The sequence below is a fragment of the Deinococcus sp. KSM4-11 genome (assembly GCF_004801415.1).
Lineage (GTDB): Bacteria > Deinococcota > Deinococci > Deinococcales > Deinococcaceae > Deinococcus.
In genome coordinates, this window is record NZ_SSNX01000008.1 from 21,642 (window position 1) to 43,471 (window position 21,830).

Annotated in this window: 25 protein-coding genes; 12 read left to right on the top strand and 13 right to left on the bottom strand. The window is 69.2% G+C overall.

Features of this window, described 5'->3' with window-relative positions; all coding sequences use genetic code 11:
- Positions 1–16 precede the first annotated feature (16 nt).
- The 4 genes from E7T09_RS18020 to E7T09_RS18035 all read right to left on the bottom strand — a co-directional run bounded on the left by E7T09_RS18020 (position 17) and on the right by E7T09_RS18035 (position 3,492).
- Positions 17–763 (bottom strand): ABC transporter ATP-binding protein, encoded by a 747-nt coding sequence (locus tag E7T09_RS18020; protein ID WP_240741879.1) that lies wholly within the window; start codon positions 761–763, stop codon positions 17–19.
- Positions 760–1,551 carry an ABC transporter ATP-binding protein gene (locus E7T09_RS18025; protein ID WP_240741880.1) on the bottom strand — a complete coding sequence of 264 codons (792 nt, stop codon included), beginning with the start codon at positions 1,549–1,551 and terminating at the stop codon, positions 760–762. Before E7T09_RS18025 ends, E7T09_RS18020 begins: the two co-directional genes overlap by 4 nt.
- Before the next feature lie 117 nt (positions 1,552–1,668).
- Positions 1,669–2,289, bottom strand: a complete 621-nt coding sequence (locus E7T09_RS18030) for a lysophospholipid acyltransferase family protein (RefSeq protein ID WP_136390590.1) — start codon at positions 2,287–2,289, stop codon at positions 1,669–1,671.
- Between the two features lie 300 nt (positions 2,290–2,589).
- Positions 2,590–3,492 carry a DUF4384 domain-containing protein gene (locus tag E7T09_RS18035; protein WP_136390591.1) on the bottom strand — a complete coding sequence of 301 codons (903 nt, stop codon included), beginning with the start codon at positions 3,490–3,492 and terminating at the stop codon, positions 2,590–2,592.
- 112 nt (positions 3,493–3,604) lie between these two features.
- Here E7T09_RS18035 and E7T09_RS18040 point away from each other — a divergent pair, with 112 nt between their 5' ends.
- Entirely contained in the window at positions 3,605–4,192 is a 588-nt protein-coding gene (locus E7T09_RS18040; RefSeq protein ID WP_240741881.1) for a hypothetical protein, read from the top strand.
- A complete protein-coding gene (locus E7T09_RS18045) occupies positions 4,189–5,451 on the top strand; it encodes a sensor histidine kinase KdpD (protein WP_240741882.1) in 1,263 nt (420 codons plus the stop codon). Before E7T09_RS18040 ends, E7T09_RS18045 begins: the two co-directional genes overlap by 4 nt.
- A 16-nt stretch (positions 5,452–5,467) precedes the next feature.
- Here the strand turns inward: E7T09_RS18045 and E7T09_RS18050 are convergent, their stop codons facing one another.
- On the bottom strand, positions 5,468–6,490 hold the full coding sequence (locus tag E7T09_RS18050; RefSeq protein WP_136390592.1) for a CAP domain-containing protein: 1,023 nt from the start codon (positions 6,488–6,490) through the stop codon (positions 5,468–5,470).
- Positions 6,491–6,561: 71 nt separating this feature from the next.
- Positions 6,562–7,149 carry an RNA polymerase sigma factor gene (locus E7T09_RS18055; RefSeq protein ID WP_370294067.1) on the bottom strand — a complete coding sequence of 196 codons (588 nt, stop codon included), beginning with the start codon at positions 7,147–7,149 and terminating at the stop codon, positions 6,562–6,564.
- Between the two features lie 90 nt (positions 7,150–7,239).
- On the opposite strand from E7T09_RS18055, the gene E7T09_RS18060 reads away from it, so the two are divergent.
- Genes E7T09_RS18060 through E7T09_RS18075 form a run of 4 tightly spaced genes read left to right on the top strand, consistent with a single transcriptional unit; the run spans position 7,240 to position 9,224 of the window.
- The gene (locus tag E7T09_RS18060; RefSeq protein WP_136390593.1) at positions 7,240–7,614 is read left to right on the top strand and encodes an FUN14 domain-containing protein; all 375 of its coding nucleotides are present in this window, start codon (positions 7,240–7,242) and stop codon (positions 7,612–7,614) included.
- Between the two features lie 53 nt (positions 7,615–7,667).
- A complete protein-coding gene (locus E7T09_RS18065) occupies positions 7,668–8,156 on the top strand; it encodes a flavin reductase family protein (RefSeq protein WP_168734930.1) in 489 nt (162 codons plus the stop codon).
- Between the two features lie 8 nt (positions 8,157–8,164).
- Positions 8,165–8,437, top strand: a complete 273-nt coding sequence (locus E7T09_RS18070) for a hypothetical protein (RefSeq protein ID WP_136390595.1) — start codon at positions 8,165–8,167, stop codon at positions 8,435–8,437.
- A 52-nt stretch (positions 8,438–8,489) separates the two neighbouring features.
- Positions 8,490–9,224, top strand: a complete 735-nt coding sequence (locus tag E7T09_RS18075; protein WP_136390596.1) for a metallophosphoesterase — start codon at positions 8,490–8,492, stop codon at positions 9,222–9,224.
- Between the two features lie 155 nt (positions 9,225–9,379).
- Here E7T09_RS18075 and E7T09_RS18080 read toward each other — a convergent pair whose 3' ends face one another.
- Positions 9,380–10,183 (bottom strand): VC0807 family protein, encoded by an 804-nt coding sequence (locus tag E7T09_RS18080; RefSeq protein ID WP_136390597.1) that lies wholly within the window; start codon positions 10,181–10,183, stop codon positions 9,380–9,382.
- Between the two features lie 118 nt (positions 10,184–10,301).
- On the opposite strand from E7T09_RS18080, the gene E7T09_RS18085 reads away from it, so the two are divergent.
- The 3 genes from E7T09_RS18085 to E7T09_RS18095 are packed head-to-tail and all read left to right on the top strand — an operon-like array spanning position 10,302 to position 13,269.
- Positions 10,302–11,198: a polysaccharide deacetylase family protein gene (locus tag E7T09_RS18085; RefSeq protein WP_136390598.1), complete on the top strand. Its 897-nt coding sequence runs from the start codon at positions 10,302–10,304 to the stop codon at positions 11,196–11,198.
- A complete protein-coding gene (locus tag E7T09_RS18090) occupies positions 11,195–12,538 on the top strand; it encodes an MFS transporter (protein WP_136390599.1) in 1,344 nt (447 codons plus the stop codon). Before E7T09_RS18085 ends, E7T09_RS18090 begins: the two co-directional genes overlap by 4 nt.
- Before the next feature lie 56 nt (positions 12,539–12,594).
- Complete coding sequence (locus tag E7T09_RS18095; protein WP_240741883.1) at positions 12,595–13,269, top strand: hypothetical protein; 675 nt, start codon at positions 12,595–12,597, stop codon at positions 13,267–13,269.
- 39 nt (positions 13,270–13,308) lie between these two features.
- Here the strand turns inward: E7T09_RS18095 and E7T09_RS22005 are convergent, their stop codons facing one another.
- A complete protein-coding gene (locus E7T09_RS22005) occupies positions 13,309–13,485 on the bottom strand; it encodes a hypothetical protein (protein WP_168734931.1) in 177 nt (58 codons plus the stop codon).
- A gap of 170 nt (positions 13,486–13,655) precedes the next feature.
- Between E7T09_RS22005 and E7T09_RS18100 the strand changes: the two genes are divergently transcribed.
- Both E7T09_RS18100 and E7T09_RS18105 read left to right on the top strand, forming a co-directional pair.
- Positions 13,656–14,312 carry a MarC family protein gene (locus E7T09_RS18100; RefSeq protein ID WP_255578457.1) on the top strand — a complete coding sequence of 219 codons (657 nt, stop codon included), beginning with the start codon at positions 13,656–13,658 and terminating at the stop codon, positions 14,310–14,312.
- 99 nt (positions 14,313–14,411) lie between these two features.
- Positions 14,412–14,972, top strand: a complete 561-nt coding sequence (locus tag E7T09_RS18105) for an HNH endonuclease (protein ID WP_168734932.1) — start codon at positions 14,412–14,414, stop codon at positions 14,970–14,972.
- Positions 14,973–15,110: 138 nt separating this feature from the next.
- On the opposite strand, the gene E7T09_RS18110 is transcribed toward E7T09_RS18105, so the two are convergent.
- The gene (locus E7T09_RS18110; protein WP_136390601.1) at positions 15,111–15,986 is read right to left on the bottom strand and encodes a hypothetical protein; all 876 of its coding nucleotides are present in this window, start codon (positions 15,984–15,986) and stop codon (positions 15,111–15,113) included.
- A gap of 253 nt (positions 15,987–16,239) precedes the next feature.
- Between E7T09_RS18110 and E7T09_RS18115 the strand changes: the two genes are divergently transcribed.
- Positions 16,240–16,803, top strand: coding sequence for an HD domain-containing protein (locus E7T09_RS18115; protein ID WP_168734933.1), 564 nt, complete (start codon positions 16,240–16,242; stop codon positions 16,801–16,803).
- 83 nt (positions 16,804–16,886) lie between these two features.
- On the opposite strand, the gene E7T09_RS18120 is transcribed toward E7T09_RS18115, so the two are convergent.
- From E7T09_RS18120 to E7T09_RS18135, 4 genes are all read right to left on the bottom strand, one after another.
- Positions 16,887–17,342, bottom strand: coding sequence for a response regulator (locus E7T09_RS18120; protein ID WP_136390603.1), 456 nt, complete (start codon positions 17,340–17,342; stop codon positions 16,887–16,889).
- On the bottom strand, positions 17,339–19,606 hold the full coding sequence (locus tag E7T09_RS18125) for a PAS domain S-box protein (RefSeq protein WP_240741884.1): 2,268 nt from the start codon (positions 19,604–19,606) through the stop codon (positions 17,339–17,341). The genes E7T09_RS18120 and E7T09_RS18125 overlap by 4 nt, the downstream gene beginning before the upstream one ends.
- An 8-nt stretch (positions 19,607–19,614) precedes the next feature.
- Positions 19,615–20,280: a response regulator transcription factor gene (locus E7T09_RS18130; protein WP_136390604.1), complete on the bottom strand. Its 666-nt coding sequence runs from the start codon at positions 20,278–20,280 to the stop codon at positions 19,615–19,617.
- A gap of 125 nt (positions 20,281–20,405) precedes the next feature.
- Positions 20,406–21,803, bottom strand: coding sequence for an FAD-binding oxidoreductase (locus tag E7T09_RS18135; RefSeq protein ID WP_136390605.1), 1,398 nt, complete (start codon positions 21,801–21,803; stop codon positions 20,406–20,408).
- Positions 21,804–21,830: the final 27 nt, after the last annotated feature.

Here is a 21,830-nt window from a genome sequence, read left to right on the forward strand (position 1 = left end):
GGACGGGTTGGGGTCTTCAGACGCTCAGGGACTTCAGCAGGTCGCCTCGGCGGGCCTCGACGTCCGCGCGGGCGACCTCATCGACGACCATGCCGTCCACGAACACGTAGTGGCGATCTGCGAGGCGGGTGGCGAACCCCAGGTTCTGTTCGACCAGCAGCACGGCCATGCCCGCCTCGCGCAGCCCCTCGATGATCCGCCCGATGCCCTGCACGATCACGGGGGCCAGGCCCTCGCTGGGCTCGTCGAGCAGCAGCAGTCGGGGGCCACTGCGCAGTACCCGCACGATCGCCAGCATCTGCTGCTCGCCGCCCGAGAGCTTGCTGCCGGGGTGGTGGCCGCGCTCGCGCAGCACGGGGAAGGCCTCGTAGGCACGCTCGGTGGTCCAGCCCCCAGGCCGGGCGGGCGGGAGTTCCAGGTTCTCCTTCACGCTCAGGGTGCCCAGGATCGCGCGTTCCTCCGGCACCCACGCCAGCCCGCGCGCCGCGACCCGGTGGCTGTGCAGCCGCGTGATGTCCTGCCCGTCGAACGTGATCTGCCCGGTGCGGCTGCGCAGCACGCCCATGATCGATTTCAGGGTGGTGGTCTTGCCCGCCCCGTTGCGCCCGATCAGCGACACGACCTCGCCGGGATTCACGTGCAGGTTCACGCCGTGCAGCACGTGGCTCTGGCCGTAGTAGGCGTTCAGGTCACGGACGTCCAGCAGCGGGCTGGGTCCGGGCCCGGGGGCCGGGGAGGGACTGGCCGCGGCGTGCAGCGTCACGCGTGATCCTCGTCGCCCAGGTACGCTTCGATCACGCGTGGGTCGCGGCGCACGTCGTCGTACACGCCGCTGGCGAGCACCGACCCGTACTGGAGCACGGTGATGCGGTGGGCGAGTTCGGCCACGACGCTCATGTTGTGCTCGACGAGCACGACCGTCCGCCCCTGCGCGACCTGCTGCACCAGCCCGGTCACGCGGGCGATGCCCTCGCTGCCCATGCCGGAGGTCGGTTCATCCAGCAGCAGCACGCGCGGATCCTGCGTGAGGGAAATGCCGATCTCCAGCTGCCGTTTCTCGCCGTGAGACAGGTCGGCCGCGAGGCGGGCCTGCGCGCCCGCCAGCCCCACGTCGGCCAGGATCTGCTCCGCCCGGCCTGCCAGCGCGTCCAGGGTCGACAGGCGCGACCAGAACTGCCCCGGCAGCCGCGTGGGCGATTGCAGGGCGACCAGGACGTTCTCTCGCACGGTCATGCTGGGAAACACCGAACTGATCTGAAACGAGCGGCTCAGGCCGCGCCGCACGATCCGGTGCGGGGGCAGCAGGTCGATCCGCTCCCCGAACAGATGCACCTCGCCGCCCGTGGGTTTCAGGAAGCCGGAGAGCAGGTTGAACAGCGTGGTCTTGCCCGCACCGTTCGGGCCGATGATCGCGTGGATCTCTCCCTCCCGGATGTCCAGGCTCACGTCGTTGGTCGCGCGGAATCCCCGGAACTCCTTCACCAGATGCCGGGCTGCCAGCGCGATCGGCCCGCCGGGTGGAGGGGCGGGCGCTGGATGTGGTGTGGTCATGGCCGTCATGGTGACCGGCCGGATGCAGCTTCAGGCATCGTCCTCCCTTCCGTACGGTTGTGGTACGTAGGGAGTGTACGTGCCGGGCATCACGCCCGCGTTACAGCGGTGGCCTGCTCAGCGGCGACTGGGACCGCCCGCCTCGGAGGGACGCGGGTAGGCGGGCGTCTCGTTGCCCGGCGTGCGGCCGCGCACGTCCCGGAGGAGCGTGCGGATCTGCGCGAAATCCGCCTCGATGTCCCCCGTCGGCCGCACATACCCGATGATGCCGAACTGCCGGTGCCCCCAGTCGAAGGCAGTCACGCCGATCGGCACGCCGGCCTCCAGCGCCATGTAGTAAAAGCCGGTCTTCCAGTACTCCTCCCGCGAGCGGGTGCCCTCCGGGGCCACGGCCAGGACGAGTTCGGTCTCGCGGTTGATGATCGCCACGACGGCGTCCACAAAGTTCCCGCCGGCCCGGCGGCGATCCACGGGCAGGCCGCCCAGGGCGCGCATGATGACGCCCAGCGGCGGCGTGAACAGCTCGCGTTTGGCCAGGAAATGCATGGGCAGCCGCATGGCCAGGGCCAGCAGGATGCCGGGCCAGAAGTCCATGTTGCTGGTGTGCGGCGCGACGGCCGCCACGACCTTCGGGCCGGGCGGTGGAGCCAGCACCGGCGTCCAGCCGAGCAGCTGCATGGTCAGGCGGGCCAGCCGGGAGGTCAGGGTGGGCGTGCGGCCGGGCCACAGGGGAGACATGTTCCGGCGAGTATACGGGCGGAATTCAGCGCGGCCGGGTGTGATCCCGGCTCGGGGCCCGCTGGGCGGCCGGACGTTCCTGCCACGCGGCCAGCAGCAGCGAGATCACGATGGCCAGCCCGGCAAGCAGCAATTCCATGCCTGCCATCATGCCTGTTTTCATCCAACCTTCATATTACTTTTTTCTCGGTTCCTGCCGGAAAGCATACGGCGTGGCCCCTGACCGGGGGCCACGCTGCGCCGGGAACAGCAACCTGCCAACCCAGCCGTACGGAAATCACACCGCAGAGAACGAATGGATCAGTCGCGCTCAGACCGCTCGTGTTCCACGGTCACCAGGATGCGGCTGCCCGTGTGTCTCACGCGCAGCACGGCCTTTCCGCCCTGGGCGCTGCGGAACTCGCTGCGGATCTCGTTGCGGTTCTGGGTGGACTTCACCAGCACGTACCCTTCTGTCCGCAGGCGCGCCGCGTACTCGTCGTGCACTTCCCGCAGGTTCGTGCGGGCATCCATCGCGTTCCACTCGCGGGCATCACCCCACGGCATGACCGCGCCGGGAACAGGCCGGACGGGTGCGGGCTGCACGGGAACCGGCCGCACCGGAGCGGGCTGCACGCTGAGTGGCACCGAGCGGGCGGCCACGCGGTAGAAGGCCGTCGCGCTGTCCCAGGTGTTCTGCGGCACCGGCGTGACCACGATGCTCAGCGCCTGCGCGAGCTGCCCCTGCCCCTGCACGCTCACGGTGGCGAACGACCCCTGCTGGTTCTTGAACGACGCGATGTCGTCGATGTTCAGCGGCGTGCGGCTGGCCAGGGCCAGCACCTTGTTCACGCCGTACGGCGCAGCGATATCGAAGGTAAAGCCGTCCCCGGCGCCCGGGAAGACCTTCACGCTGCCGGCCTTCAGGAAGTTCCCGCCGCCCTGGTAACGGTTCGGGAGGATCAGGTCGACCTGTCCGGCCGGATCGACGTTGAACAGGTACACGTAGGCGTCCTGCGCGACGCTGGTATACAGGCGGATCTTCTCGCCCGGCAGGTAGTCGGGCGTGCCCGCGCCGCTGCTGTCCCGGTCGGTCCACACACGCACGTTCACGGGACTGGGCACGGGATTCACGATGATGCTCTGTGCGCTGATGCTCGGCGCAGCGTGGGCCGGGGTCGCCAGGGCGGTTCCCAGGAGGGTCAGGGCGAGGATCTTCTTCATGCCCGGCAGTGTGCGCTGGCATCATGACCCCAGACTGACGTGCCCCGACCTTACTAAACGGGCGGTCATTCGTCTTCCCGTTCCTGCCTTTGCGGCCCGGTAGACTGGAGGGGTGATCCCCCGCACTGCGGCCACCACCCTCCGCTCCCGTCCATTCCGCCGGGGGTTCCTGCTGCTGTCGCTGCTGGGTGCGGGTGTGGCACTGTCGGTACCAGCCCTTCCGGCGAGGCCGCTGCCGGGTATTCCCGTGTTCACGTATTCCCACCCCGCCCGGCACATGCCCCCGGCCCTGCCGGGCGAAGCGGTGGTGCTCACCGTCGAGAGCGGCAGTCTGCGCAAACCCCTGACCCTGCGGCAGCTCAAGTCCCTGCCCGCCGTGCGCTACCGCACCAACCACATGCAACTGCACCAGGACTACACCTACGAGGGCGTGGCCCTGCGTGACCTGGCGATCCTGGGCGGCTTCAGCGGTCAGAACCTGCGAATTGCCGCTGCAAACGGCTTCGCCTCGACCATCCTGGCTAGCGACTACATGAACTACCCCATCATGCTCGCCTACTCGGCCGACGGCAACCCCATTCCCACCCTGAAAAAAGGCCCCCTGACCGTCGTGTTGCCTGCCCGCCCGGAACGCTTCCACGAGGGCACGTACTCGGCCGCGTGGGTGTGGTTCGCCGAGCGCATCACGCCCGTCCCGTGACCCCGGTCGACGTCATGCGGCGGTACCTGCGGGGTACACCTCCGCTCGTCGCGCTGCGTGAAGTCCTGCTGGCCGCGCTGCCCGCCGTGCTGACCATTGTGCTGCTCCTTCAGGCCACCCGGCCCGCGTATCAGGCGCTCATCAGTGGTGGAACCGGCTGGACCCCCCACGCCTATCAGGGGCTGGCTCAGGATGTGCTGGAATACCAGATCGGAAGGCTGCACGGGAACCTCTCGGCGCAGCAGCAGAAATTCAGGCGTGACATCGCCCTGTCGAGCGCCATTAATCCCGGCCAGTTCAACGAACTGGCGCAGGTGGAGCGGCAAGGCGCAGCCAGATTGTCCCGGATCGCCCGGTACCTCGAGCAGGACACCCTCGATTCGCTGGAGCTGGCCTCCAAGGAGGCGGTGGCACTCAACTCGCAGGCAGCGCAGTACTCGACCGTGCTGCACCGACGGTACGTGGGCACGTTGCAGTTCCTGCAGCGGCTGCTGATTGGAACTGCGGCCGTCACGGGCCTGCTGAGCATGCTGCTGACAGCCCGCGCGCTGATCATGTGGCGCGCGGAACGCCACCGTCACGCGCAGCGGGAGGCTCGGCAGCGCGAGGCCCTGCAACTTGCCAGCCACGAACTCAGGCGGCCGCTGCAGTCACTGCTGCTGGCCAGCGACCTGCTGCGGCACGCGGACACCCCGGATCGGCAACAGCATCTGCTGTCCCTGATCGAGGAGAGTGCGACGCAGCTGGCCAACCGGGCCGACCTGACCCGGCTGAACGACCTGTACCTGGACGTGACGCTCCATGTCGAATCCACGGATCTGCGCACCGTGCTGTGGCCCTTTGCGTCCCCCCGCGTGAGCGTGAGCGTGCCGCTGGAACCCGTGCCCTGGATGGTTGACCGCAACCGTCTGCGGCAGATTCTGGAGAACCTGATCGAAAACGCCCTGAAGTACACGGACGGCCCGGTCGAGGTCACGCTGTGCGGGGCGGAGGGTGGGCCGCAGATCCGCATCCGGGATCACGGCCCCGGCCTGGGCGTGGAATGGTTGGAGACGGTCTTCCTGCCCTACGAGCGTGGCCCGCGCGGCCCGCGCGATGGGCAGGGGCTGGGGCTGCCCCTGGTGCGCCGGTACGCGGGGGCCCACGGGGGCGACGTGACCCTCGCCTTGGCCGAGGGCGGCGGCCTGATCGCAACCGTTCGCCTGGGAGAACCCTCCGCCGTGCTCACCGAGCCCCGGCCGACCACCCTTCTCCGGTGAGACTGAGCGGCGGTGTTCAGGGCGAGGCGAACACCTGCGTCCAGTACCGGACATACGTCGTGCCCGGCCGGTTCACGTATGCCAGACCGATCAGGCTGTAGTCCCCCATGATGTTGTGACAGTGGCCTGGGCTGCGGAGCCAGCCGTCCACGACCTGCGCGGGCGTCTCGTGGCCGGCGGCAATGTTCTCTCCCACCGCGCTCGGCTGCATGCCGGCCGCCTGCACGCGCCGCATGGGCGTGCTGCCGTCCAGGCCGCTCACATGATCGAAGTATCCGGCGACGGCCATGCCCGCAGACTGCGCCAGCGCGGCCACGTCCAGCGTGACGTTCTGCCTGAGGGGCGGCAGGGCCGGACCGCCCTCACGCAGCGTGGCGCAGTTCCAGCCGTGCGCGCGGGCGAGGTTGGTGAGACGCAGCACCTCGTTCTCGTACACCACGCTGCCCGTGAAGGCGGCGGCCGTGAACGACACGCTGCGTTCCTGCACCTGGCCGCCCTGCGTGATGCCGGCCGTGACGGCGCGGTGCGGCCCCTCGCTCAGGCGCACCGGGCGGGAGGTGACGGTCTGGCCGTCGAGGGTCAGCCTGGGGGGGGTGGGCGTGTAGTACACGCTGTCCACGGCGCTCAGCTGCACCTGTCCCTGGCCGAGCAGGATGGTCAGTTCACTGCGTTCAGGTCCGGCGGACTGCACGTCGATGGTGCTCTGCGCGCGGCTGACCATGCGGCCCTGGGCGTCCAGCAGCCGCGCCTGCATGGTGTACACGCCGCTGTGGTAGTAGGTGTGCTGCACCTGCGTTCCGTTCGCCGTTCCGCCGTCCCCGAACGTCCACTCGACCCGGTAGGCGGGCGCGATATTCGCGTGGAAGGTGACCAGCAGCGGAGCGCGGCCCTCGGAGCTCGCGGTATACCCGACCTTGAACGGCGTCTGGTCGGCGGCGGTCTGACCGTGCGCGCCGCCCGGGCCGGGAGCGCCGGCACTGCACGCGAGCGCGCCGAGCAGCAGCGCCCGCCGGAACAAGGAGGAAGGGCGTCCGGGCATCACGCCTTCAGGCTACGTGCCCGCGTCTGTCTGCGGTGTGACACATGCGGCATCCGCCCAGAACGCGTGGATCAGTTCACGTCCGCGACATCCGCGAGGAGCTGAGCGAGCTGCTCCTTGGCGCGGAACACGCGGCTTTTGGCCGTGCCGACGGCCACGCCCTGAATCTGTGCGATCTCCTCGTACGGTAGATCCTCCACAAAGCGCAGCACCACGGCCTCGCGGTACTCCTCCGGGAGTTTCAGCAGGGCACGCTGCACGCGATCCTGCGCGTCGGCGCTCTCGGCCGCCTGCACGGGCGAGCGCGCGGCGCTCGTGACCTCGAAGCCCACGTCCTCGCGCGCTTCCTCCAGACTGAAGCGCTGGAGCTGCTTGCGGCGGTGCGATTCGATCTGGGTATTGCGCGCCACCTGGTACAGCCAGGGCAGGACGCGCTCGCCCGGCCGGAAGGTGCGGATGCTCCGCCACGCGCGGTAGAAGACCTCCTGCGTCAGGTCCAGCGCGTCGTCGCTGTTGCCCTCCAGGCGGTACAGGTAACCGTACATGCGGCCCTCGTACTCCTGCACGAACTCGTACCACGCGGCCTCGTCGCCCGCCACGAGCCGCCCATACCGCTCGGTGGGCAGCAGGTCGGCGGGGGCGTCTGGCAGGGTCTCCACAGTGAGCGCAGGATAGCGCGGCGCGCCGGGGAAGGCCGCCGTAAGACGCAGCGCGCTAGCATGCCCCCGTTTCTTCCCTCCACAGCGCCCATGACGACCCTTCCGACCTCCACCCCCCCTGCGCCCGACGCCGCGCAGAGCGGCAGTCTGCTCGACGCGCTGCGCCCCATGCTGCCGGACCTGAGCGTGGGGGCGCTGCTGGGGTTCGCGACCGGCGTGGCCCTGCGGCACGTGGGCCGGGTCGTGCTGATCGTGGTGGGCGTGCTGTTCATCGTGCTGCAACTGCTCGCGTACTTCGACCTGGTCACCATCAACTGGCTGAAGATCCAGGCCCTGTCCGAACCGTGGCTGCGGCAGGGGGGCGAGCAGGGCGCGTCGTGGCTGCGGCGCGTGCTGACCGCGAACCTGCCCTTCGCGGGGGCGTTCACGGCCGGGCTGTTGGTCGGCCTGCGGGCACGCGTCTAGCGCGAGGCCCGGTGCCTGGGCACCGGTCTGGACGGCTGCCCTACACTGCGCGCATGACTGCGACGCCGCCCGGTGGCCTCACCCCAGATGAGTTCCGGCAGACCCTCGGCCGCTTCGCGAGCGGCGTGACCGTCATTACGGCCACGGACGGCACGCAGCGCCGGGGCATGACCGCCAACGCCTTCGTGTCGGTGAGCCTCACGCCGCCCCTGATCCTGGTCAGCGTGGATGTCCGGGCCCACATGCACGCCCTGCTCGCCGAGGAGAACGTCACGCACTTCGGCGTGAACGTCCTGAGCAGTACGCAGCGACACCTCAGCGAGCATTTCGCCGGCAAACTCGGCCCGGAAGAACAGGTGCCGTGGTTTGAGCACGAGGGTCTGCCCCTGCTGGGCGGCGCGGTCGCGCAACTCGTGTGCCGCAGACACCAGGCCATTGCCGCCGGAGACCACACGCTGTACCTGGGCTTCGTGGAATATGCCCGCTACACCGACGACGATCCGCTGGTGTATTTCCGTGGGCAGTACCACGAACTCGGGTAGGAGCCGCCGTGCCGCCCTACGCGCTGCAACTGCTGATCGCGCTGCTGATCGTCGGCCTGAGCGTCCTGGTCGGCTTCCCGCTCGCCATCGGCGGGAACCGGCACGTGGACGCCCTGGACGCCCTCCTGCTGATGTTCGCCCTGGTGAACCTGCGAACTGCATGGACCGCCGCGAACGCCGTCAACGGTGGCCGCGCCCTCGCGTGGTTCGTCGTCTCGGGCCTGCTCGTGGCCGCCCTGATCACCTGGGCGATGGTGCGCGCCCTGACCCCCACCCCGTAGCGGGTTCCATGCGCCGCAGTCCGCGCCGGACACGCGGGCTACACTCCGGGGCATGATCCGTCTCGCCATCCTCGCGGACCTGCACGCCAACCTGGCGGCCACGCTCGCGGTTCACGCGGACATGCAGCGCCGCGGCCTGACCGACGCGTGGGTGCTGGGTGACCTGGTCGGCAAGGGACCCCGCCCGAAGGAAGTGCTGGAATGGACGCAGGCCCACGCCAGCCGCGTCATCCAGGGCAACTGGGACGCCCGTGTGGCCGGCGCCACCCACCGCCCGCAGGATCTGTGGCCGCGCAGCAAGCTGAGCCCCGCGCAACTCTCGTACCTGGGCGACCTGCCGTACGGGATCGAGGAGCAGTTCGCGGGCGCGTGGTGGCGGTTCGTGCACGCCAGTTCGCGCGGCCTGTTCCACCGCCTGTACCCGCACAGCAGCCTCGCCGATCAGATCAGTGCCTTCGAGCCCAACGCGCAGTACGGCCTGAACGCCCACGCCGACGCGCTGGTCTACGCCGACATGCACGAGGCCCTGCTGCTGGACGTCGAGGGCCGGCCGCTGATCAACTGCGGCAGCGTGGGCAACCCCCTGGATTCCACCCTGCCGTGCTACCTGATCCTGGAATTCGACCCGCACAGCCCCATGCACGCCGCCACCTTCGTGCGCCTGACCTACGACCGTGACGAGGAAATCAGCGCCGCCGAGGCCAGCGGCATGCCCTTCACCAAGGAATACATCACCGAACTGCTGACCGGCGCCTTCCAGAAGCGAAGGGCACGGACAGGGGAGTAGGGCGCGTAGGATCGCCAGCCTGTTGAGCTGGGGGCGTGGTCAAGCGCTGTCATGACGCCTGGAAGACGCCGTTCCCAACCTTGACCAAGCATCAAGACCTGTTTTGCTGCCTCAACCCATCAGCGCTCCACTTCATCGCCGAGGACGGAGCCGGATCAGCCCTCGGCCAGTTCTCCGCGCTCGCGCATGACGGCCTCGAGTTTCGCGGGTTCCAGCAGGCTGGCGGCGGCCCCGTAGCGTTTCTGCACGGCGCGCTGCACGATCCAGAACGCAACGGCGATGCCTGCGAGGCTGACGATCAGGCCGGGCACGCGCATGATGGCGTTCACGGTGGCGACCTCGGCGTTGAAGGCGTCCGTGCCGAACTTCGCGGTCACGCGGGCGTAGTTCACGATGCTGTTCACCACGCCGCCCAGCAGATCGACGGCGGCGAACAGCACGGTGCCCAGCGCCAGCGCCCGGTGCACGCCGGGGTCGCGCATGGCCTGCTGAGTGGCCGCGCGGTGTTCGGGCGTCTCGCCCAGGCTGGCGGCGTCGATGAACACGCGCAGCAGGGGCACGCTGGTGGCGGCGCTGACCAGGAACAGCACGCCGGTCAGGTACGAGCGGGCGCTGTCTTTCACGGCGAACCAGAAGCCGTCCACGAACCAGAACGCCAGTGCGCCCGAGAAGATGGCGCCGGCCCCGCCGATCATGGCAACTGGGCTGAGGGTGCGGTTGCGGATCAGGTCCCACAGGACGTAGGCGACGGGGATCAGGGCGGCCAGGACGTACGCGCGGACGTTGCCGGTGGTGCCGCCTCCGAAGACCTGCTCGGCGATGCTGATGCCGCTGCCCAGGATGTTCGGGCTGAGCACCAGGATCGGAATGATGAACGTGAACACCAGATCCCAGACGGTCTTGGGGACGCCCGCACGGGCTTTCCTGGCGATGGGGGAGAAGGGAGTGGGGCCTGACATATCAGCGTGCATTGTCGCACCCACAGATGAACCCTGACAGGAGTGCCGTGCGGGGGAGCAGGGACGCGTGCCATGCTGGGCACGTCACCTTCCCTTTCCACTGCTTTTCTGGAGGACTATGCGTCCCAATCCGCTCCTGTCGGCCCTCGGGTACTGTGCTTCCGACCGTGTGGTGATCTTTCATGCCGACGACATCGGCATGTGTGGGGCCACGGTGGATGCCTACGCGGATCTGCTGGAGGCGGGCCTACTGACCTCGGCGGCGCTGATGGTGCCGTGCCCGGCGGCGGCCGAGGGGGCGGCGGTCGCCCGCGCCCACCCGGCGGCGGACATGGGAGTGCACCTGACCATCACCAGTGAGTGGGACGCCCTGCGCTGGGGGCCGGTCAGTACCCGCGACCCGGCCAGCGGCCTGCTGGATGCCCAGGGGTACTTCCCGCATGACAATCCGGAGATCCAGGCCAACGGCCGACCAGAGGCCGTGCGCGACGAGCTGGCCGCGCAGGTCAGCCGCGCGCGGGCGTGGGGCGTGGACGTCACTCACGTGGACTCGCACATGGGCGCGCTGGCCCACCCGAAATTCCTGCCCGCCGTGATGGCCCTGGCCGGGCGGGAGCGGGTGCCCGCCATGTACCCGCGCATGGGCGTGGACGGCTGGCGCGCGCAGGGCTTCGACCCCCTCAGCGCCTCACTGGCGTGGGGCTACGGGCGGCTGGTGCAGGCGGCGGGGCGGCCCCTGGTCGATCACCTGCGGATGCTGCCGCTGCACGTGGGCGGCGACCATGTGGAACTCACGCGGCGGATGCTCGCGGACCTGCCGCCGGGCATCACGCACTTCATCCTGCACCCCGCGCGGGACACGCCCGAACTGCGGGCCATCTGCTCAGACTGGGAGGGTCGCGTGGCGAACTACGAGGCCTTCCGCGACCCGCGCATGGTGGATGTGATCGCACAGAGCGGCGTCCACGCCATCGGCTACCGGCCCTTGAGGGAGTGGATGCGGCAGCCGACATGAACGCCGTCCGAGACGATGATCCGTCTTCGGGTACCGCGTGGCGCTACGCCATCATGAACTTCGGCCTGACCATTCCCGCCCAGGCGAGCAGTTTCCTGCTGCTGTACTACGTGGACGGCCAGAAACTCAGCCCGGCGTGGGCGGCGACCATCATGACGTGCTTTGCCGTGTACAACGCCATCGACAATCCGGTGATCGGCTTTCTGTCCGACCGGACGCGCAGCCGCCTGGGCCGCCGCATTCCGTACGTGCGCTACGGAACGCTGCCCACCCTGCTGGGCTTCGCGCTGATGTTCAACGCGCCGTTCAGTGGTGTGGATCAGCCCTGGGCGCTGGTCGCGTACTTCGCGGCCACGTGGTGGCTGTGGGAGACGGCCGGCACCGCCGTCGGCACCGGGTACCTGGCGTTGCTGCCCGAGATGTTCCGTAGCTATGCCCAACGCACCGGCGTGGCCTGGCGCATGAACGTCGTGCAGGTCGTGGGCCTGCTGATCGGGCTGGCGCTGCCGCCCGTGCTGGCCGCCCGCCTGGGCTGGGGCGCAACTGCCGCCACGTTCGCGGTGATCTCTGGAATCGCTCTCTTCAGCGGCCTGGGCGCGCTGCGCGAGCGGCCCGGTTCCCAGCAGGTCCAGGCGCTGCCGCTGCTGGAGGCCCTGAGGGCCACCTTCGGCAACCGCAGTTTCCTGACGGTCGTGCTCGCGCAGACCATGCGCTTCGTCACGACCGGCACCCTGGCCGCCGGGATGGGCTTCTACGTGAAGTACACGCTGGGCCATCCGGGTGGCGCGGTCACGACCCTGCTGCTCGCCACGGCGTTCGTCGTGGCGGGCGCGAGCCTGTGGCCGTGGCGGGTGCTGGTCGCGGGCCGCGCCGGCGCACGCACCACCCTGATGCTCGCGTTCGCGGTCACAGGCCTCAGCGTGAGCCTGCTGGCCGTGATGCGCACCCTGGCGGGCGTGTGGCCGGTCACGGCCCTCTTCGGCGTGGGCCTGGGCGGCATGATCCTGATGGGTGACGTGATCCTGGCCGACGTGATCGACGAGGACGAGGTGCGCACCGGCCAGCGGCGCGAGGGCATGTACTACGGCCTGAGCGGTCTGATCACCACCCTGAGCGGCGCACTGGTCTCGCTGGCCTTCGGCTGGGTCGCGCACCGCTACGGCTACGACCCGACCCTCGCCGTGCAGCCCGCCAGCGTCGCGGAGGGATTCCGGGTCTTCATGACCGTGCCGCCCATCGCGGGAGCCGTGCTGGCCCTGGCGCTGCTGTCGTTGTACCCGCTGCACGGTGAGCGGCTGGCGGCCGTGCGCCGCATCCTGGCCGCCCGCGCCGCCGCCTAAGGGCCGTGTGCTGTGGAGGTCGGGTGTCCCGGCCCCGCCGGAGTACGCTGCCGGGCGTGAATGCGCCCGCCCCCGAATTTCCCACGTTCCCCGCGCGGACGTTCCTGCCGTCCTTCCTGCTGGGCTGGGGCATCGGCGCGGCCCTGACCTTCGCCGTGCGGGCCGGGGCCGCCATGCTGTTGAGTGCGCCGTGTCAGGGGCACACGCTGCTGGCGCTGCTGCTGCCGCTGCTGCTAGGGCCGGGCGGGCTGGCCTTTGCGGCGGCGAACTGGCGGCGTCCCGGACTGGCGGCGCTGGGGCTGGGGCTGGTCGTGGCCTCGTTGCTGCCCGCGCTGTATGTGGGGGCGCGCGATATCGCGGTGCTGCGCGGCGAGGGCTGCGCGGGCGGGTATATCGTGTTCGCCCCGGCCGGGGGGGCGTCCGTGTCCAGCCTCAGTCTCCCGGTCGGGACAACGCGCGACCTGACCGGCCGGATCGGGGGGTACACTCGCACCACCCATCCCGGCACGTTCACGTTGCAGGCACAGTCGAGTACGCCGGGCATCACGGTCACGCTGCCCCGCACGGCCGTTCGGGCGGGCGAGGTGTTCCCGGTGCGGATCACGGCCGCGCCGGACACCGGTGTAAATACCTATACCGTGGGCGTGCAGGCCACCACGACGCGAGAAGGCAAGGTCGCGAGCGCCAGTTCATCGCTGGATATCGATGTCCGGCCTGCAGTGTCTCCCTGAGCAGGTGAGAAGTTCAGGTTGTTCAGGCCGCAGTGGGAGTTAGCCGATGCTTTCGGCATCGGCCAGTTCCCGAACCTGTCCAGGTGTCAGGATCGAGAGGAGCACCACGACAGGTGTGATCAGCGTTCCGACCAGGGCGTGACTTGAGCGATCCACCGGGCTGGCGGCCGCTCTGGACGCACCGAGTCGTGGGTGGGGGTCAGGTGACCGGGCCATCAGGCCCTCAGCATCACTCCTCCGCTCTGTCGAATTTCTCACAGATCCGTATGGGGAGCCGGTGGGTATGGCCTGTCGAGCGCCCTCCAAAACGCCGGGCCGTTCTGACTGGTCGTGAGATTCCTGGCCGGTTGACGCCGCCGGGCCTCTGGCCTGTTACGCTGCCCTCTGTGCCGGATCTGGCCGATCTTCTCACCACCATCAACCGCACCTTCCTGACCATGCTGGTGGTCATGGATCCGGTCGGTCTGGCGCCCATCTTCATCGGACTTGCCGGGCACCGCCCCAGCTTCGAGCGGCGGCGGGTCGCCGCGCGGGCCTCGCTGGTTGCGGGCGGCATCATCCTGGCCTTCGGGCTGGGCGGACGGGCCCTGCTGGAGCACCTCGGCATCAGCCTGAGCTCGTTCCGCGTGGCGGGCGGCATTCTGCTTTTCCTGATCGCGCTGGATATGGTGTTCGCGCGGCCCAGCGGCAGCAAGGAAAGTCCGGATGAGGAGCGCGAGGCGCAGGAACGCCAGGACATCAGCGTGTTCCCCCTCGCCATTCCGCTGATCGCGGGGCCGGGCACGCTGGCGAGCATCATGATCCAGGCGAGCGCCACGCATGGCAATCCGTGGCTGCTGGCCGTGGTGTTCGTCGTGACCGGCTTCGTGCTGCTGCTGTGCTACCTCGCGCTGCGGCTCTCCGGGCAGATCGCCCGCGTGATCGGCGTGACCGGCGTGCATGTGGTCACGCGCGTGCTGGGGGTGCTGCTGGGCGCGCTCGCCGTGCAGTACGTCGCCGATGGCGTGCTGGAACTGCTGCGCGGCGGCCTGAAAACAGGCTGAGCGGCTCGGCCCGGTAGGCCACAACCATCAGCGTGCAGGGCGTCCACTAAGCGTCCCGGCGCAACATTGGCCTGACTGGCGCGGGTTAGAATGCCGGGCATGATCTCCAGAAAGGACATGCCCAGAGAGGAGGAAGTGCGAATACCGCACGTGGCGGCAGATCTCAATGCCCCACGCGTGCTGGTACTGAACGCCTCCTATGAACCCCTCCACGTGACCAGCGCCAAGCGCGCGATCACGCTGGTGCAGTACGGCGTCGCCGAAGTCCTGGAGAACAGCCCCGACATCGTCCGCTCGCCCAGCACGATCCTGAAGGTGCCCAGCGTGATCCGCCTGCGCAAGTACGTGCGCCGTCCGCGCGTGCACCCGGTGCCGTTCAACCGCCGCAACGTGCTCCGGCGCGACACCTTCGCCTGCCAGTACTGCGGCAGCCCCGAGGAGCTCACCATGGATCACGTCATGCCCAGATCCCGGGGCGGGCGGCACAACTGGGAGAATGTCGTCACGGCGTGCAGATCGTGCAACCAGCGGAAGGGGAGCCGCACCCCCGACGAGGCCGGGATGCCGCTGCGCACCCGGCCTCGCGCGCCGACGTTCGGCGTGTACGCGCACGGCCAGTTCGCGCACTGGCAGCCGGAATGGGCCCGCTACATCCACTGATCCGAGGTGGGGTTGAATCGCTCGTCTTGAACCGGTCGACAGCGAGGGGCAACCGCGTATGGCCCCGCCCTGATGCAAGAAGAAGGCCGCCCAGATTCCCCAGGGCGGCCTTCTTCATGTCCTGCTGTTCACATTCGTTCAGGGAACGACGCTGTACTGCAGGTTGTACACCAGGCCGGCGCGGCCCTTGGCGAACATCTCCGTGAAGGGCGTGCCCGTGATCTGGTGGTTGCCGGTCGTGAAGAACGCACCGTCGCAGGTCAGGTAATCGCCCTTGCGGCCGTTGCCGCCCTTGGTGTCACCGCAGTATGCGAACGGGGCCTGGTTCTCCACGTACTGCTTGTTGCCGGTGCGGATGAAACGCACGCTCTTGACCGTGCCCGTGGTGTTCGCGCGGAAGTTCAGGTGTCGGGGTAGGGCCGACAGCTGCAGGCGCGCGCCGGGGCGGATGGGGTCGTAGCCGGGCACCGGCTGGTTGTTGTCGGCATTGATCAGGGTGAAGCTGGTCACGGCGAAGGCCGGCGCGGGCGTCGGGGCGGGTGCCTGGGCCACATTCACCACGGCGTACGTCAGGGACAGGCCCAGGCCCATCTGGCCGCCCGCGTTGGCAGCGGTGTAGGGGGTGGCGATCATGGTGTGCTGCCCGCCACGCAGGGCCTCGGCGCAGTCACTGCCGTTGCACAGCGAGAACGGCGCGATGTTCTCGCTGTGGTAGTTCAGGTTGCCGTCCAGACCGAAGCGGACGCTGCCGACCTGACCGACCGTGTTGGCGCGCAGGCTCAGGCGGGCGGGCAGCGTGGCCAGGTTCAGGGTCGCGCCGGGCTGGATGGGGTCGTAACCGGGCACCGGCTGGTTGGTGTCGGCGTTGAGCAGCGTCACGCTGCCCACCGAGATGGGCGACGTGGGATTCACGACGATGCTCTGGCTCTTGACCTGCGCGTACGCAGCGATGGGAGCGAGGCTGGTCAGGGCGGTCAGGATCAGGGTGAAGCGCAGGGGACGGGACGTAGTCATGGGACTCCTTGGAACTGCTCGGAAAGGTGGGAGGGGGAAGCGGCACCCCGCATCGGGCCGGGGGCCTGCTGACCCCCTGGGTGTAGCGGCCGAAGATGACGCCGGACTGATGGGCCTCCACATGTTCCCTTTGGTTTTACAGGGGCACTGGGCGTACACGGCCCTTTCTCAACGTTTCATACGGATTTTCCAGGTTTCTTTAAAGATGGAGGCCGGGGCCGGAACCGGGGGCGGCGCGCCGGTAGACTGCGGCATGAACCGCGAGCAGGCCCATGCCCTGATGCTGGAACACACGCCCTCCGCCTCGTTGCAACGCCACATGCTGAACGTCGAGGCGGCCATGCGCTGGTATGCCCGCCACTGGGGCGATGACGAACAGACCTATGCCGTGGCTGGGCTGCTGCACGACTTCGACTATGAGCTGCACCCGCAGGAGCACCCCACCTGGGGCGTCACGTACCTGCGGGAGCACACGGACACCCCGCCGGAGGTGCTCGACGCGATCATGGGTCACGCGGCCTACACGGGCACGCCCCGCGAGAGCCGGCTCTCGAAGACCCTGTTCGCCGTGGATGAACTCACCGGCCTGGTTCAGGCCGCCGCCCTGATCCGCCCGGATCGGGACGTGCGGGCGGTGGAACTGGGCAGTCTGCGCAAACGCTTCAAGAACCGCGCCTTCGCGGCGGGCGTGAACCGTGATGAGGTGATCCAGGGGGCTGAGGAACTGGGGGTGGAGTTGGATACTCACCTGCAAAACGTGCTTCAGGCCATGCAGGAGGCCGCCGAGCCGGTGGCCGGTGACGCTCCGGTGGCCTGACGTCCTGCGGTCGTGGTCGCCGACACAGAAAACGCGGCCACCCGATGTCAGGGTGGCCGCGTCCAGACGCTTTCACTGGCCGGTCAGGGTCGATCCTGGTGGGGAGGGAAACGTACGAAGGTCATCCAGAAGTTCTCGAAGGCGCGCATGGCGTTCAGGAAGTTCTCGAAGCCCACGGGTTTGACCACATAGCCACTGGCGTGCCGTTCGTAGGAACTGCGGACATCCTCGTCGGACTGGCTGGTGGTCAGCATCACCACGGGAATGCTGCCCAGAGACCGATCCGCCTTGATCTCCTGCAGAACTTCCAGGCCGTTCTTGCGGGGCATGTTGATGTCCATCAGGATCACGTCCGGCCGGGGCGCGTGGGCGTGCTCGCCCTCGCGACGCAGGAAACGCAGGGCTTCCACGCCATCACGCGCGACGTGCAGGCGGTTGGGGACGCTGGCCTCCCCGAAGGCTTCCAGGGTCAGCAGCACGTCCGGTTCGTTGTCCTCGACCAGCAGAATTTCGATGGGGCGGGTGGTGGATTCAGTCATGGCGTGGGCGCGGGTGCGGCGGGCAGCGTGAAGTGGAAGCTACTGCCCTGTCCGGGCGTGGACTCCAGCCACAGGCGGCCGCCGTGATGCTCCACGATTCTACGGCAGATGGCCAGGCCCATCCCGTTGCCGGCGTACGCGTCCCGCTGGTTCAGGCGCTGGAAGATTTCGAACACCCGCTCCGTGTTCTGCGGCTCGATGCCGATGCCGTTGTCGGTCACGCTGACCTGCACCTGTGTGCCCTCCTGCACCGACGTGACGCGCACCACGGGCAGTCGCTCCGGGGGCACGAACTTCAGGGCATTCCCCACCAGGTTGGTCAGGAGCTGCGTGACCAGCGATTCCTGCGCCATCACCGTAGCCGGCGTGTCCCACTCCAGCGTGCCGCCCCCTTGCAGCAGCGCGGCCTCCACGTCCTGCGCGACCACCGCCATCGTGTCGTGGAGTGAGACCGCGTGCCGTGGAGTCTCGCTGCGGCTCACCCGGGCGAAGGCCAGCAGATCCTGGATCAGGCCGCGCATGCGGTCCACGGCTGCCTGCATGAATCCCAGGTACTGCGTGGCGCGGGCGTCCAGCTGTCCCTCGTAGCGGCGGGCGAGCAGCTCGGTGTAACTGCCGAGCGTCCGCAGGGGCTCCTGCAGGTCGTGGCTGGCGACCGACGCGAACTGCTCCAGGTCATGGTTGCTGCGCTGCAGTTCCTGCATGGCTGCGCGCAGTTCCTCCTGCGCCCGCGTGCGCTCCGTGATGTCCTGAACCATCACCACCGCGCCCGTCACCTCGCCCTGCGTGCCCAGGGTGGGTGTCACCACGTACGACACCGGCACCGCGTGCCCCTGGGCGTGCCAGAACACGTCGGCCTCGACGCGCCTTACCTCGCCGTCGCGCAGCGTGCGGTGGATCGGGCAGTCCTGCACCGGGTACGGGGATCCATCGGCGTGGTGGTGGTGGATCAGGTCGTGCTGGGGCGCGCCGATCAGGCGCTCCACCGGGTAGCCCAGCATTCGCGCCGCGCTGGGATTGACGAAGGTGTTGTGGCCGCTCGTGTCCAGCCCGAACACTCCCTCCCCGGCGGCCGTGAGCAGCAGCGTGGAGAAGCGCGTCACCTCGGCCAGACGCTGCGTGCGCTCCTGCACGCGCTCCTCCAGCTCCGCCTGAACCATGGCCTGGTGCTCCGTGGCGTCCCGCTCGGCGTTCACCTCGCTGTTCGTGCCGACCCATTCCTGAACCTGCCCGGCGTCGTCCCGCACCAGGACGCCCCGCGCCCGCATGGGCACGAACTCGCCGTCCACCCGCCGCACGCGGTAGGTGGTCGCGTACACGCCCTGCGACTCCACGGCGGCCTTCCAGGCCTCCAGCGTGTGCGCCCGGTCGTCGTGGTGGATGGCCGACAGCCACCCCCGGCCCTCGTACTCCTGGGGCGTCTGCCCGGTGAAGGCCTCCCACGCGGCCTGCGGCGCAGGAAAATACCCGTCCGGACTGGCCGTCCACACGATCTGTGCGGTGGCCTCGACCAGGGAACGGAAGCGCCGCTCGCTGTGTCGCAGGGCCGCCTCGGTGCGCTGCGGGCCGGTCACGTCCTCGAACATCACCGTCACCTGCCGCACCTGCGAACTGCCCGGCACGCGGCGCGGCACGGCCGTCACCTTCAGCCAGCGCCACGACTCCGAGGGCGGGTGGTAGATGCCCATGCCCACGTTCCGCTGCACCTGACCGGTCCGGATCGCCTGCATGGCCGCCCGCTCCTCGGCCGGGAACGGCTCGCCGTTCGGCCGGATGGCCCGCCAACGCGGATCCATGGAATCCAGGCCGGTCAGCTGCTCCAGACTGACGCCCAGAATCTCCTGCGCGCGGTCGTTCGCATGCAGGAAACTGCTGTCGGGGCCATGCACGGTCACGCCCAGGCCCAGGGTGTCCAGCAGATCCAGCGCGGCCGTCAGCGGATCGCGGCCCACCTGCAGGTGCACCAGCGCCGCCCCTGACCCGGCCGGCGCGACCGTCACCGTGCCCGGCGCAATCATGTCGGGCAGCTTCACGCTCAGGCTGACCGTCTCGCCCTGCCACGCCTGCGCCACGGCCGCCTGCACCTCGGGGCCGGCCGATCCATGCACCATCTGCCGCCAGTCCTCGGGCACGCCCAGCTGGAGCAGGCGGCTGCGCGCGGCGGGATTCATGGCGGCCGAACCGTCCTCCCGGACGAGCACCACTGGGTTCGGGATGGCCTGGATCAGGGCGCTGAAGTCCGGGCTGGCTGCGTTCAGACCCACGGAACGCGTCAGCCGCGCAGGGCGTAACCGACGCCGCGCACCGTGCGCAGCAGTCCGTACCCGTCGAGGTCCCGCAGCTTGGCGCGCAGGTTGGCCATGTGCACGTCCACCACGTTGCTGCCGTCCGGCAGTCTGCCCTGCCAGATCTCCTGACCGATCTCCTGGCGCGAGTACACCCGGCCCGGCTGGCGGATCAGCAGCGCCAGGATGTCGAACTCCTTGGGCGAGAGCCGCAGCTCTTCGGCCTTGTAGGTCACGAGGCGTTTCTGCGGATCGAGGGTCAGTTCTCCCATGGTCAGGCTCTCGGTCGTGCGCTGCCGCAGCTGCACTTTCACGCGCGCCAGCAGCTCGTCCGGGTGGAAGGGTTTGATCAGGTAATCGTCCGCGCCCAGCCCCAGCAGGCGCACCTTCTCCTCGACCGTGTCGCGGGCAGTGAGCACGATGATCGGCACGGCGCTGTTCTTCCGCAGCCGCTGCACGACGTCCCCACCGTCGAAATCGGGGAGACCCAGGTCGAGCAGGATCAGGGTGGGGTGTTCCTCGCGGGCCTTGATCAGCCCATTCATGGCAGAATCTGCGTGCTCGACGTCATAGCCGGCATCCGTCAGATCCATGCGCAGGACATTCGCGATGTCCTGGTCGTCTTCGATGACAAGAATCCGTTGTGTGGTCACGCCCTACATCATAGGCCCTCATGAAAGAACCGGACGGCACCCATCGTCCCGCGCTGGGGTCATCCGCCACCTGCACCGGCGGAGGATGGGCGTGCCCGCTTGCACGTCCCGTCCCCCCTCCGCCGTCAGCCCGGCTTGATGTTCTGGTTGACGCTGAACACGTTCCCCGGATCGTAGCGGCCCTTGATCCGGGCGAGGCGCTCGTAGTTGTCGCGGTAGGTGGCCTGCACCCGCTCCTGGCCCTCCTCCATCATGAAATTCACGTACGAGCCGCCCATCGAGAAGCCGTGCAGCGCTTCCCAAGTCGTCACGGTCCAGTCGCGGATGGCGTCTGCTCCAGCCGGTGCAGGATCGACGCCGTAGTACACGGCCGCGAAGTCCGCGTCCCGGTAACTCCAGGCGGTCGCGTCGGCCGGTACCCGGTGCGCCGCCCCGCCCACGGGGTACAGGTGGATCGTCGAGAGCCAGGTGGGCATGCTGGCGCCACGGGCGCACAGCGCGTCGATGGCCGCGTCGTCCAGGGCGCCGAAGAAGTCCCCGCGCCAGTACTGCTGCTGCCCGGAGGTGTACAGGCCGTCAAAGGCCGACTGCAGGGCTGGGAAGGGCATGGGCTGCACGCCGTGCAGGGCGGGCGGCCCGAAGGCCGCGACGGGCGCGAAGACCTCGTCGGCACGCTCCTGTGGCCCTGAATAGCACCACACCACGCCGCACATCTTCTGCAGGTGCAGCGCCTCCGGGAAGGGCGGGCCGGGCGGGACGGTCAGCAGCGCGAAGAAGCCGCTCAGGCCGTCCGGCGCGTTGCGGATGAACTCCTGGAACCAGCGCAGCACCTGCGGCGCCTTCTCCAGCGGCCACAGCGTGGGGCCGCCCACCACCGTGCTGACCGGCTGCGCGCGGAACAGGAACGATGTCACGATCCCGAAATTGCCGCCACCCCCCCGGATGGCCCAGTACAGGTCGGCGTTCGACTGCTCGCTGGCCGTGACCTGCTGTCCGTCGGCCAGCACCACGTCGGCCTCCAGCAGGTGGTCGATGGTCAGGCCGTACCGGCGTGTCAGGTAGCCCAGGCCGCCGCCCAGCGTCAGGCCACCGACCCCGGTGGTGGAGATGACGCCGCACGGCACGGCCAGCGAGAATGCGTGCGTGGCGTGATCCACCTGCCCCCACGTCGCGCCGCCCTCGACCCGCACGGTGCGCGCCTGCGGATCGACGCGCACGCCGTCCATGCGCCGCAGGTCGATGACCAGCCCGCCATCGACGCTGCCCAAGCCGCCGCCGTTGTGGCCGCCGCCGCGCACGGCCACCCGCAGCCCCTGCTGGCGGGCGAAGGACAGGGCCTGGATCACGTCGGCGCTGTCCGTGCACTGCACGATCACGGCGGGCCGCCGGTCGATCATGCCGTTGAACAGCGCCCGCGCGCCGTCATAGGTGGCGTCGCCGGGGAGGAGCACGTCGCCGCGCACGGTGCCCCGGAGCGCCGTGACATCACTGGTCGAGGAAGTGGGGCTCTGAACGTCGGTCATGGGCATTCCTCCGGGCAAAGAGGGTGG